Source organism: Paenibacillus sp. MSJ-34 (genome assembly GCF_018918005.1).
Lineage (GTDB): Bacteria > Bacillota > Bacilli > Paenibacillales > Paenibacillaceae > MSJ-34.
This window is the reverse complement of sequence record NZ_JAHLPR010000052.1, coordinates 1-12626: the sequence shown is the minus strand read 5'-3', so window position 1 is coordinate 12626 and position 12626 is coordinate 1. Positions and strand designations below refer to the sequence as shown.

The 12626-nt window shown below is 52.9% G+C and carries 9 protein-coding genes; all 9 read left to right on the top strand.

What is annotated here, in order from left to right:
- Nucleotides 1-7: 7 nt before the first annotated feature.
- The 9 genes from ftsH to KQI79_RS22555 all read left to right on the top strand — a co-directional run bounded on the left by ftsH (nucleotide 8) and on the right by KQI79_RS22555 (nucleotide 12536).
- Nucleotides 8-2173, top strand: coding sequence for an ATP-dependent zinc metalloprotease FtsH (gene ftsH / locus KQI79_RS22595; RefSeq protein WP_216540574.1), 2166 nt, complete (start codon nucleotides 8-10; stop codon nucleotides 2171-2173).
- A 1109-nt stretch (nucleotides 2174-3282) separates the two neighbouring features.
- The gene (gene nadA / locus KQI79_RS22590) at nucleotides 3283-4221 is read left to right on the top strand and encodes a quinolinate synthase NadA (RefSeq protein WP_216540573.1); all 939 of its coding nucleotides are present in this window, start codon (nucleotides 3283-3285) and stop codon (nucleotides 4219-4221) included.
- A 37-nt stretch (nucleotides 4222-4258) separates the two neighbouring features.
- Nucleotides 4259-5884, top strand: a complete 1626-nt coding sequence (nadB, locus tag KQI79_RS22585) for an L-aspartate oxidase (protein WP_216540572.1) — start codon at nucleotides 4259-4261, stop codon at nucleotides 5882-5884.
- Nucleotides 5868-6731 (top strand): carboxylating nicotinate-nucleotide diphosphorylase, encoded by an 864-nt coding sequence (nadC, locus tag KQI79_RS22580; RefSeq protein ID WP_216540601.1) that lies wholly within the window; start codon nucleotides 5868-5870, stop codon nucleotides 6729-6731. Before nadB ends, nadC begins: the two co-directional genes overlap by 17 nt.
- Nucleotides 6732-6739: 8 nt before the next feature.
- The gene (locus tag KQI79_RS22575; protein WP_216540571.1) at nucleotides 6740-7504 is read left to right on the top strand and encodes a type III pantothenate kinase; all 765 of its coding nucleotides are present in this window, start codon (nucleotides 6740-6742) and stop codon (nucleotides 7502-7504) included.
- 165 nt (nucleotides 7505-7669) lie between these two features.
- Complete coding sequence (hslO, locus tag KQI79_RS22570; RefSeq protein ID WP_216540570.1) at nucleotides 7670-8563, top strand: Hsp33 family molecular chaperone HslO; 894 nt, start codon at nucleotides 7670-7672, stop codon at nucleotides 8561-8563.
- A 39-nt stretch (nucleotides 8564-8602) separates the two neighbouring features.
- Nucleotides 8603-9571, top strand: coding sequence for a peptidyl-prolyl cis-trans isomerase (locus tag KQI79_RS22565; RefSeq protein ID WP_216540569.1), 969 nt, complete (start codon nucleotides 8603-8605; stop codon nucleotides 9569-9571).
- 205 nt (nucleotides 9572-9776) lie between these two features.
- Complete coding sequence (gene cysK / locus KQI79_RS22560) at nucleotides 9777-10712, top strand: cysteine synthase A (protein WP_216540568.1); 936 nt, start codon at nucleotides 9777-9779, stop codon at nucleotides 10710-10712.
- Nucleotides 10713-10856: 144 nt separating this feature from the next.
- A complete protein-coding gene (locus KQI79_RS22555) occupies nucleotides 10857-12536 on the top strand; it encodes an anthranilate synthase component I family protein (protein ID WP_216540567.1) in 1680 nt (559 codons plus the stop codon).
- Nucleotides 12537-12626: the final 90 nt, after the last annotated feature.

Below are 12626 nucleotides of genomic sequence, written 5' to 3'. Positions count from 1 at the left end.
GTTGGGGATGAATCGGTTCATCCGGAATTCTGGTTTTTATTTGATACTTTTTCTAGTCGTGGTGGGCATTGTTCAATTTCTGGGAAATCGGACCGAATCCGCCGTCGAAATTCGTTACGACCAATTGCGAGTAGCGTTGGAAGACAATAACGTTACGGAATTAACCGTGCAATACGAAGGCAAAACCAACTTGGTAACGGGTAAATATAAAGCGGCGCCCGAGGGTGCCAAGACGGATAATTTCTATACCCATATTCCTGATCTGGAATCGTCTTATAACGAATTAATCGATGCCAGCAAGGCCAACGGCTTCGACCTGAAGGTCAAGCCGATGGAGGGCGACAGCATTTGGCTGACATTCCTTACATCGTTAATACCGTTCGTCATTATGTTCGTGTTGTTCTTCTTCCTGTTCAATCAAGCGCAGGGCGGCAACGGCAAAGTGATGAACTTCGGCAAGAGCAGGGCGCGCTTATATAATGAAGAGAAGAAGAAAGTCACCTTCGAAGACGTCGCGGGTGCGGACGAAGAGAAGCAAGAGCTGGTGGAAGTGGTCGACTTCTTGAAAGATCCGCGCAAATTCGCAGCCGTCGGCGCGCGTATTCCGAAAGGGGTGCTGCTTGTCGGGCCTCCGGGTACCGGTAAAACGTTGCTGGCGCGTGCGGTGGCAGGCGAAGCGGGCGTTCCGTTCTTCAGCATTTCCGGTTCGGATTTCGTGGAAATGTTCGTCGGGGTCGGTGCATCCCGCGTGCGCGACTTGTTCGAGAACGCGAAGAAAAATGCGCCATGTATTATTTTCATTGACGAGATCGACGCGGTCGGCCGTCAACGGGGCGCAGGTCTCGGCGGCGGACATGACGAGCGCGAGCAGACGCTCAACCAATTGCTCGTTGAGATGGACGGCTTCGGCGCGAACGAAGGCATTATTATCGTCGCGGCGACGAACCGCCCGGACATTTTGGACCCGGCGTTGCTTCGTCCGGGACGTTTCGACCGGCAAATTACGGTTGACCGTCCGGATGTGAAAGGGCGCGAAGCGGTATTGAAGGTGCATGCGCGCAACAAACCGCTGACCAAAGACGTGAAGCTGGATATTATCGCCAAACGGACGACCGGATTTACCGGCGCCGATTTGGAAAACTTATTGAACGAAGCGGCGCTGCTTGCGGCCCGCAAAAACCGGAAGGACATCTCGATGCTCGAGGTGGACGAAGCGATCGACCGCGTTATCGTCGGTACGGAGAAGCGCAGCCGCGTTATTAGCGACCGGGAGAAGCGCATCGTCGCTTATCACGAAGCGGGACATACCATCATCGGCTACTTCCTGGAGCATGCCGATCAGGTGCATAAGGTGACGATCATCCCGCGCGGACGCGCCGGCGGATATGTCATTATGATGCCGAAGGAAGACCGGATGCTTGTCACGAAGCAGGAATTGCTCGATAAAGTGACCGGGTTGCTCGGCGGCCGCGTGGCCGAGGAGATTTTCATCGGCGAAATCGGTACGGGCGCTTACAGCGACTTCAAACAAGCGACCGGCATCGTACGCAGCATGATCGTGGAATACGGAATGAGCGAGAAGCTCGGTCCGATGCAGTTCGGCACATCGCAAGGCCAAGTGTTCTTGGGCCGCGATATCGGACATGAGCAGAACTACAGCGACTCGATCGCTTACGAAATCGATCAGGAAATGCAGCGTTTCATTAACGAATGTTATACGCGCGCGCATGAGCTGTTGAATAAATACTCGAAAGAAGTCCATTTGATCGCGAATACGTTGCTTGAGAAAGAAACGTTGGAGCTTGAGCAAATCAAGCAATTGATCGAAAATGGAAGCATTTCGGAAGACGGCGGCAGCGATGCGGGGCCGACTTCGATCGAATCCGGCTCGACGGTAGAGTCGATCGGCGATGTGAAGGTCAACATCCATAGACAATCCGATCAGAACGGCGCGAACAAGCTCGACTTCAAAGAGAAGGACGAGAGCGGCGCACCGGAAGATCCGTCGGTTCAACGTCCGAAGGACGGCGATGCCGAACGGAACGAGGAAGACGCTCCGAAAGATCCGCAGGATCCGCAAAATCCGCAGGATGGAGTTCCTCCGACCGGCAATAACGGGCCGAAGGGCGATTCCGGCAACAATGCCGGCGACGACGGCACGAATAAAGCGTAAAGAAGAGCTTCCCCGGCTTGAGCTGGGGGAGCTTTTTTGCTATTGCAAGGCACGGTGCTCGCTTCGTCGAGTGTACGCTATGCGCTCCGGTAGAAGTTTTGCTCGTTCGTCAGTTGGTGTGCGGTGCTACGAAATTCGATATGTATGGACGCCACCCCTGAACGAAATGTGATACGCATGTACCGCAATAAAGGTAAAATGTGGAGCTAAAATGGGTTGCTTCGGCTAATAAGTAAATTTAACGGTAATTACTGGTGCTAATTTCAACATTTCGGTCGTTTCATCGAATTCACGTGGAATTAGCGCCGGTTTTTCCATCTAAGGTAGCTAAAGAGGGGCATGCGGTAAATTTAACGCCAGCTTTCGGCGTTAGTTTGTTTTTGCTAGCTTTAATGCCAACTCCGCGGGGACGTCTACCATCCCTATGATGTAAAATGTACAACATGCTACCCCGTTTCATGAGGCGATTGCCACCTATGCTGCATAATATGCAACATTTTAGGTCATTTCGAGCGATGCAGGCGAATAATTCACCGAAATTGTTGTATTTTCTGCAACATAGTGACCCATTCTGCGCTATTTCCCCGCAAAATGTTGTACTCCGTACAACCTAAGGCTACTCCTACTAATATTTTGGGTAATTCCCGTGCCACCCGTCTCGCCAAGCACTAATTGAACATCCTGTTCGCTTCAGTCTCACCTTATGCTACTCCACATCCTCCCGCGCCATCACGCCGGCCTCGTACCATCTTACATCCTCCCTGTGCCCTAGGGCGTCCCGCCTGTGTCTTCTCACACGTTCGCGACACGCCCTGCATATCGCTACACCTCTTCACAAACTATCCCTCTAACTTACTTTTATACTCGTCTGTTGCCCGCTATTCCGCACTGCCTATCAAAATCTTCACAGTACTCCCCTGCCACGATCCATCCCTGCATGTCCCCCTTTCCGCCCCGTCCGAGCTGCCTAAATTTTCAGCGGTTTGTTTTCATACTTTCATTGACACTTACTTCTGCGTTGTGTAAATTAATTGATAAAGATTCGAACGATTTATAGAGTGGTGCCACATATCATAAAGAGAAAAGCTTTTGGTTAAGGGGGAGCATCAATGGAAGCTTTAGCTTTGCAGCATAAAGCCGAACAAAACCGCGAATTGCGCGAACGGCTGATGCAATTGAAAAAAGAGAGAAACGCAATCATACTGGCTCATTATTATCAACGCGACGAAATTCAAGAGGTTGCCGATTTCCGCGGCGATTCGTTCCTGCTTGCGCAGAAAGCGGCGGAGACGGACGCGGATACGATCGTATTTTGCGGGGTTCATTTTATGGGGGAGAGCGCCAAAATATTGGCCCCGAACAAAACGGTCATCATTCCCGACGAGCGCGCAGGCTGCCCGATGGCGGATATGGTCAACGTCGACGGATTGCGCAAATTGAAAGCACAGCATCCGAATGCGAAGGTCGTCACGTATATTAACTCCTCCGCGGAAATTAAAGCTGAAACCGATATATGCTGTACCTCGTCCAACGCGGTCAAAGTCATTCAATCGCTGGACGCGGAAGAAATCATATGGGTACCCGACAAAAATCTGGGCCATTACGTACAAGAGAAAACCGGCAGAGAACTTATTATTTGGGAAGGTTATTGCAATACGCACGACATGCTGACGGTGAAAGACGTCGTGGAGATGAAGAAGCAATATCCGAACGCGCAATTCGTCGTGCATCCCGAATGCCGTCCCGAAGTGGTCGCTATGGGGGATTTTGTTGGAAGTACGACCGCGATCCTCGAATACTGCAAAAGCTCGGATTGCCAAGAGTTTATTATAGGAACGGAAGACGGTACCGGCTATCAATTGCGCAAAGACAGCCCGAACAAAACGTTCCACTTCGCATCCAAATTTCTCGTTTGCCCGAATATGAAAGTAAATAACCTCAAGAAGCTGGTCAAATGTTTGGAGACGATGCAGCCGCAAATTTACGTTCCGCCGCATATCGCCGATCAAGCACGGCTTTCCTTAGAGCGCATGTTACAAGTCAAGTAGCATGCGCTACTCTCTTGCCCAAGATAGGTGAATGACAATGATTCCGCCATATTTAGTCGATTTTTCACTGCAGGATGTACCGCATATTCAAACCGATGTCGTCGTGATCGGCGTCGGAATCGCCGGGCTGTTCACGTCTATCAAAGCAAGCGAACATAACCGGGTCATTATGATTACGAAAAAATCGCTCCTCGACAGCAACACCCGCTACGCGCAAGGCGGCATCGCAGCCGTCATATCCGACGAAGATTCCCCGGCCTATCATCGGGAGGATACCCTGATCGCCGGAGCCGGGCTTTGCTCGGACGAGGCGGTCGATGCGCTCGTTCACGAAGGCCCGGCAGGCGTGCAGGATTTGGTCTCCATGGGAACCTCCTTCGATACCGAGAACGGAGAATTCGCGTTGACGAAGGAGGGGGCGCACAGCCATCGCCGCATTTTGCACGCCAATGGGGACGCTACCGGCTTTGAAATCGTAAGAGCGTTATCCGACCAGGCGAGAAGCAATCCGAACATCGACATTTGGGAGGAGCATTTTGCGATCGACCTGATTACCGATGGCGGGGAATGCGTCGGCGTTCTTGTGCAGCGTCCCGACGGGCGGCGCGTGTTCGTGCAAGGGAAGGCGACTGTCCTTTGTTCGGGCGGAGCGGGCCAATTGTACCGGTATACGACGAATCCCGATGTTGCGACAGGGGACGGGATTGCGATGGCTTACCGTGCCGGGGCGACGGTACGGGATATGGAATTTATCCAATTCCATCCTACCTCGCTATGTTATCCCGGTGCGCCGCGTTTTCTCATTTCCGAAGCGGTGCGCGGAGAAGGAGCCGTATTGCGCAACATCAAAGGCGAGCGGTTTATGGACAAATATCATCATCAACTTGAGCTGGCGCCGCGGGATGTCGTGGCGCGGGCTATCGTCAGCGAGATGGAAGAAACGAAATCGACGTTCGTTTATTTGGATATTACGCATGAATCGGAAAGTCTGATCAAGCACCGGTTCCCTACGATATATGAATATTGCTTGAGGTATGGTCTCGACTTGACGTCGGATTGGATTCCGGTCGCGCCTGCCGCGCATTACACGATGGGGGGCGTTCGGACCGATCTGAACGGAGAGACGAATATACGCCGTCTGTTCGCATGCGGCGAAGTTTCGTCCACAGGCGTCCACGGCGCGAATCGGCTGGCAAGCAATTCGCTTTCGGAAGCGATCGTGTTCGGGCGGCGCATCGTCGAACGAATCAATGCACTGCAGCCGATCGAGCGCGATCTGACCGGGATCGCATATTCCGCCGGCCGAAGCGACAGCCCGATGCAGGCGGTGATCGAGAAAAAGTTAAAATTGCAAAAAACGATGGTACGCTGCGCCGGTCTTCGCCGCAATGACGAAGGTTTGCATAAAGGGTTGGAAGAATTGAACCGGCAGTTGCCGATATACGATACATGTCTGGCGAAGAAGGAAGAATTCGAATTCGCCAATATGCTGACGTGCGCCCTATTGCTTACGCAGGCGGCCATTTGGCGGCAGGAAAGCCGCGGGGCGCACTACCGCGAGGATTTTCCGGAACGAGACGATATGGTGTGGCGCAAACATTCGCTGATCCACCGCAAACAAGGATTGACAGAGGAGCGTGTTGACATTGTGGAACGGGTATAATGAACAATTAAAAGAGCAAATTCGCGCCTGGCTGCAAGAGGATATCGGTACGGGCGACGTAACGACGCAATATACGATCGCGGCAAACCATCAGTCGAAGGGGATTATTCACGCGAAAGAATCGGGCATTGTCGCGGGACTTCCTGTTGCCCGGCTTGTATTTGCCGTCGTAGATCCTGAGTTGCATTTTTCGGCGGACGTGCAGGAAGGCGCGCATGTCGAACGCGGCACGGTGCTTGCGGTCGTGGAAGGACGTACTCGCAGCATTTTGACGGGGGAACGGCTGGCTTTGAATTTGATGCAGCGCTTGTCCGGCATCGCGACCAAAACAAGATCGTTCGTAGACGCCGTAGCCGGTTTGAACGTCCGGCTGGCCGATACGAGAAAAACGACGCCGGGGCATCGGCAATTGGAGAAATATGCGGTCCGCGTCGGCGGAGGGGCGAATCATCGGTTCGGATTGTACGATGCCGTCATGATCAAGGACAATCACATCAAAGGCGCCGGCAGCATTGCGCAGGCCGTGAACCGGGTACGCGCGGGCGTTCCGCATACGATGAAGATCGAAATCGAAGTGGAAAATATGGATCAGTTGCAGGAAGCGATCGAGGCGCGCGCCGACATCATTATGCTGGACAATATGAAGCCTGAGCATATGAAGGAAGCGGTACAAGCAATTAAGGCGCAGGCGCCGCATGCGATTGTAGAGGCGTCCGGCAACGTATCGCTGGAGACGGTGCGGGACATTGCGGCAAGCGGCGTCGACGTTATCTCGGTAGGGGGACTCACCTACTCCGTCAAAGCGCTTGATATTAGCTTGGATTTGAACGCGAAGAAAGAGGGGTAACGGCAAGCATGATATTGGTGATCGATGTAGGAAATACAAATATCGTGCTGGGCGTATACAAAGGGCGCGAACTGCTTCATCATTGGCGCCTGAGTACGAACCGGTCGGCTACGGTAGACGAATACGGCATCATGATTCATAATTTGTTCCGTATGGGAAAACTGCAAGTAAAGGATATCGACGGCGTCATTATTTCCAGCGTCGTGCCTCCATTGATGCATATGCTTGAGGTTCTATCCAAAACATATCTCTATAAAGAACCGCTCATTATCGGACCTGGAATCAAAACAGGCCTCAATATACGGTACGAGTATCCCCGCGAAGTCGGAGCCGACCGGATCGTCAATTCGGTGTCGGCGATCGAACAATACGGGGCGCCGATTATCGTAGTTGATTTCGGAACGGCGACGACATTCGATTATATCGATGGAAAAAGCAATTATTTAGGCGGGGCGATCGTTCCCGGCATTCAAATTTCGACGGAGGCGTTATATCAGCGCGCGTCCATGCTTCCCCGGATCGAGTTAACCAAACCGAAGAGCGTCATCGGCCGCAATACGGTCCATGCGATGCAATCCGGCATCATATTCGGTTATGCGGGACAAGTGGACGGGATCGTCGAGCGAATGAAGGCGGAATATGGGGAAAACCCTAAGGTGGTCGCCACCGGCGGTTTAGCCGAACTGATCGCAAGCGAATCGCGCACGATTGAGAAGATCAACCCGATGTTGACGCTGGAAGGATTGCGTCTCATTTATGAACGGAATCAATAGAATCGCAACGCTCACAAAACAAAGCGGATGCTTACGAAGCAAGTTTTGTTCGAAGCCCAATCGTAGAAGCAACGCTCACAAAACAAAGCGTATGCTTCCGAGGCGAGTTTTGTTCGAAGCTCAGTCTAGAAGCAACGCTCACAAAACTTTTAGGAGGATTGCATCATGGCGAACAACCAAGAACAAGATTATTTAATCCGCGGGACGGCATTCGGCGGCAAAGTACGCGTGTTTGCCGTTCGCACGACTCATTTGGTGGATGAACTGCAGCGCAGGCACGGCACCTATCCTACGGCCACGGCGGCGCTGGGCCGGACGGTAACGGCGGCGGCCATGATGGGCGCCATGCTGAAAGGCAATGAGAAGCTGACGATCCAAGTGAAAGGAGACGGTCCCATCGGCCAAATCGTGGCCGACGCCAACGCCAATGGCGAGGTGCGCGGTTATGTCACGCATCCGCAGGTGCATCTGGCCAGCAATGCGCAAGGCAAATTGGACGTGGCGGGCGCGGTGGGAAGAGAAGGCTTCATCCATGTCATTAAAGATCTCGGCCTGAAAGAGCCCTACCATGGGAGCGTTCCGATCATCTCGGGCGAATTGGGCGAAGATTTCACGTATTATTTTGCCAAGTCGGAACAAACTCCTTCCGCCGTCGGTCTCGGCGTACTTGTCGATACCGATTCTTCCGTCATTACGGCCGGCGGATTTATTGTTCAATTATTGCCCGGATTAGCCGATGAAGATATTACGAAGATTGAAAATGCCGTCGGCATGCTCCCGCCTGTTACCGCGTTGCTCGATCAAGGATTGGAATTGGACGAACTTCTCGGTTGGATTGTCGAGGACGTCAATGTGCTCGATCGAATGGACATTCGTTTTCAATGCAAATGTTCCTACGAACGGGTAGAGCAAACGTTAATCAGTTTGGGCAAGCAGGAAATCGAGGAAATGATCAAGGAAGACGGCAAGGCCGAGGTCGTATGCCATTTCTGCAACGAAGCGTACCAATTCGATCGAGAGCAATTGCAAAATGTACTGGAACGGGCAGCAAGCAAATAAAGCGGGCGGCAGAAGTATAAAGTAAAGGGTTTAATGTGTATGACGAGGATTGAGAAAGGATTATGGGCCGCGGTCGCCCTGTTGTTCGGGTGTGTAGTTGTTTTGTCGTGCATGATTTTAATGTGGGGTTTGAATATGCCGGGGACGGAGAAATCCGGCGCAACCGCGACGCCCTCCGAAATCGACGAAACGGACGGCACACCGGTGGCGGAGATCGGTGGCGAGACGGTAACCGCCGGCGATTTGCGGGAAGAGCTGGTGCGGCAATACGGCGCGGTTACGCTGCAGCTTCTGCTGACGCGCAAGGCGTTTGCCAAAGAAGCCGTCTCGCTCGGCCTTGACGTCACCGACCGGGAAGTGGAGGAAGAGCTGCGAAGAATGATGTCCGGCTACCCAAGCGAGCGGGCCTATTACGATGCGATGTTCGAGCAGTTTGGCTTAAGCCCGGAACAGTTGCGGCAAGATACGTACGACCGTTTGCTGGCCGAGAAGGTGGCCGTTTCCGGCGTCAAAGTGAGCGATCGGGAAGTCGACGAATATATTGCGGCTCATGCGGATCAATACCGCGTCGCCGCACAATACAACATCGCGCAGATCGTTGTGAAAACCAAACCCGACGCCCTGGATGCATTGAAGCTTCTGGGCGAAGGGCAGCCGTTCCCGCAAGTGGCGCGGCAGGTTTCGCTTGATTACGGAACCGCGGACAACGGCGGGGCGTTGGGCTGGATCGGCGATGACGATCCTTTCGTCGATGCGAATATATTGTCCGCTGCCAGGGGGATGCAGGTCGGAGACATTAGCGAACCGATCCTATTGGACGACGGCCGATACGCGGTCATCCAATTAACCGGCAAGGAGGAGCCGCGGTCGCTGCAAGGCGACGAATTGCGCAAGACGGCGCGGAAAGACGCCGCATTGCAAAAAGGAAAATCTGTATACGAATTGGAACAAGAGTTAAGGGAAAAGTATAATGCGGTAATTCTCGATCCTCGTTTCATCGTGCAATAACACGAATTTTTGAATCGTTTGGAAATGCTTTGCGGGCGGTCGGCTTGCGAAGTATTTTTTTGCATTAATATGGGGGTTTCAAGGCGATTTCTTGTTGACAATCCGTGGAAAGGTTGTTACTATGAAAGTAATAAAACCTACCTAATTACTCGGAAATTAAAAATGACATCGAACATAACTGCAAAAACGTTTAGGAGGAGTTACCATGGCTAAAATTGTACAAAGTATCACGGATTTGATCGGCGATACGCCGCTTGTACGCTTGAACCGCATCGTACCGGAAGACAGTGCGGAAATTTATGTGAAGCTCGAATATCAAAATCCGGGTTCCAGCGTCAAAGACCGGATCGCCATAAGCATGGTTGAAGTTGCGGAGAGCGAAGGAAAGTTGAAGCCGGGCGATACGATCGTGGAGCCGACGAGCGGCAACACGGGAATCGGCCTCGCAATGGTCGCCGCCGCCAAAGGATATAAAGCGATTCTGGTCATGCCGGAAACGATGAGCATCGAGCGCCGCAATTTGCTCCGCGCGTACGGCGCCGAGTTGGTGCTGACGCCGGGATCCGAAGGGATGAACGGGGCGGTGCGCAAAGCGGAGGAACTGGTAGCCGAGAATCCGGGCTATTTTATGCCGCAGCAATTTAAGAACCAAGCCAATGTGAAAATCCACCGCGAAACGACCGGACCGGAAATTGTCGAGGCGATCCATTCGCTTGACGGCAAGCTGGATGCGTTCGTAGCGGGAATCGGTACGGGCGGCACGATTTCCGGCGCGGGAGAAGTGTTGAAGGAAAGCTTCCCGAATATCAAGATCGTAGCGGTCGAGCCTGCGGCATCGCCGATTTTGTCCGGCGGAAAGCCAGGACCGCATAAAATTCAAGGCATCGGCGCGAATTTCATCCCTGATATTTTAAACCGTGAAATTTATGACGTGGTGCAAACGGTCGATAACGACGAAGCTTTCGAAACGGCTCGCCGCGTGGCGAAAGAAGAGGGCATTCTGTGCGGAATTTCCTCCGGCGCCGCCATCTTCGCCGCTTTGAAGGTCGCGAAGGAACTCGGCAAAGGCAAACGAGTCGTAGCCGTCGTTCCGAGCAACGGCGAACGTTACTTGAGCACGCCTCTATTCCAATTTGAATAATCAATTTGTCCAGATTGAAGTTGTCGACTTCGAACCCGGTACCGGTATGGTGCCGGGTTTGCCGTATTATCGGGAACGATTCCGGGGCTTCTTCCAATAGGCGACTCCGTTTCGGATGTTTCGCCATTAAACGGCATCTTTCTTATGCATCGCATTTATATTACACTATTCATAAATCTTTACTCGGATCATATTGGAGGATCAACAGTGACGGTTGGCACGGTTCTAACATCATACGATCAATGGCGGAAATGGGCGGAGCAACAATATACCGTTTTGCCTTATGTTGTCAAATATAAACTCGACTCGCCCGAAAGGCTGCGGTCATGGAATCAGGCTTGGCATACGGCGGGGGATTACGCATTTGTTCTCGAAAGCGGGAAAGACGGGCGCTATACATTTCTCGGATTGCGTCCCGAAGCTGTGATACGCGGGAAAGGCGATCGGGCGCAGGCCGACGAATTGTCTGCGAATGCCGAAGGGCAATCGCTTACCGGCAAGCCTCTAGAGCTCGTTAAGGGCTGGATGGCGCCGTATCGCTCTCCCTTCGTCGATGGAGCGCCGAAGTTTATCGGGGGCTGCGTCGGGTACTTGAGCTACGATACGGTTCGTTCGCTGGAGGAACTGCCCGAGCGGGCGGCTGACGATCTCGGTTTGCCGGACTATCTGTTTATGCGCATCAACGAGTTGTGGATTATCGATCATGAACGGGCCGAGCTCTATTGCGCGGTACATACGCCGGTCTTGACTACGTTAGCGGACGAAGAGGCGTTGCCGCGGCTGTACCAAGCCGCCCTTCAGAGCGAACGGCGCATGAAGGGGCAGTGGGATGCGATCCGGTCGTCCGCCGACGATGAGAGAACGGCGGCGGAATATGATGCCCGTCTTCGCATGGTGCAGGAAGACAAGCTGCATATGGATATCGAGTCGCTTACGGGAATCGAGACGTTATTTCCGAAATCCGATTTCGAGGAGGCCGTACGCCGAATTCAGCAATATATACGGCAAGGGGACGTATTTCAAGTCAACTTGTCGCTGCGTCAGAGCAGGGCGATCCGTTCGGTTCCGGAAGAGTTGTACGAATGGCTGCGCTTATTCAACCCTTCCCCGTATATGGGATTTCTGCGCTGCCCCGATTTTCAGCTTGTGTCGGCTTCGCCGGAGCTGCTTGTGAAGTTGGAGCGGGGACGAGTCAGCACGCGGCCGATCGCGGGAACGAGAAGAAGAGGGCGGACGGAACGCGAAGACCGCGAGATGGCGGCGGAATTACTGGCAAGCGAGAAGGAGCGGGCGGAGCATATTATGCTCGTCGATTTGGAGCGCAATGATCTTGGCCGCATTTCCAAGTACGGAACGGTGCGCGTCAGCGAGTTGATGGCTGTTGAATATTATTCGCATGTCATGCATCTCGTGTCCGAAGTGGTCGGCGAACTGGCCGAAGGGAAGGATGCATACGACGTGCTTGCCGCTACCTTCCCGGGCGGGACGATTACCGGCGCGCCGAAAATTCGCACGATGGAAATTATCGAGGAGCTCGAGCCTACGCGGCGGGGACCGTATACCGGGTCGCTCGGTTTTATTGACTATAACGGGAATATGGAATTTAATATTATTATACGAACGTTGACGGTCCGGGAAGGCGTCGGCCATATTCAAGCCGGAGCCGGAATTGTGATCGATTCCGATCCGGAGCGGGAATATTACGAATCGATGAATAAAGCGAAGGCTTTATGGAAGGCCATTCAATACAGCGAGCGGGAACTTGGCGATTACCGTTTCAAGCGGAGTCAAAAGAAGTCCAGCGGTAAGATGTCAAGCCCCTGATTCATGAGAATTGGAAATTTACTTTAAGGAACAGGTCAATGAGTCAGGAAAAAAGACAACACCAAACTAAACCCAGTTCAAAAATCGAGT

Bases quoted from the DNA above. Each gene is read 5' to 3' on its own strand.
- KQI79_RS22575 (WP_216540571.1), top strand. From the start codon at position 6,740: ATGATATTGGTGATCGATGTAGGAAATACAAATATCGTGCTGGGCGTA.
- nadA (WP_216540573.1), top strand. From the start codon at position 3,283: ATGGAAGCTTTAGCTTTGCAGCATAAAGCCGAACAAAACCGCGAATTG.
- KQI79_RS22565 (WP_216540569.1), top strand. From the start codon at position 8,603: ATGACGAGGATTGAGAAAGGATTATGGGCCGCGGTCGCCCTGTTGTTC.
- nadB (WP_216540572.1), top strand. From the start codon at position 4,259: ATGATTCCGCCATATTTAGTCGATTTTTCACTGCAGGATGTACCGCAT.
- KQI79_RS22555 (WP_216540567.1), top strand. From the start codon at position 10,857: ATGCATCGCATTTATATTACACTATTCATAAATCTTTACTCGGATCAT.
- hslO (WP_216540570.1), top strand. From the start codon at position 7,670: ATGGCGAACAACCAAGAACAAGATTATTTAATCCGCGGGACGGCATTC.
- ftsH (WP_216540574.1), top strand. From the start codon at position 8: ATGAATCGGTTCATCCGGAATTCTGGTTTTTATTTGATACTTTTTCTA.
- cysK (WP_216540568.1), top strand. From the start codon at position 9,777: ATGGCTAAAATTGTACAAAGTATCACGGATTTGATCGGCGATACGCCG.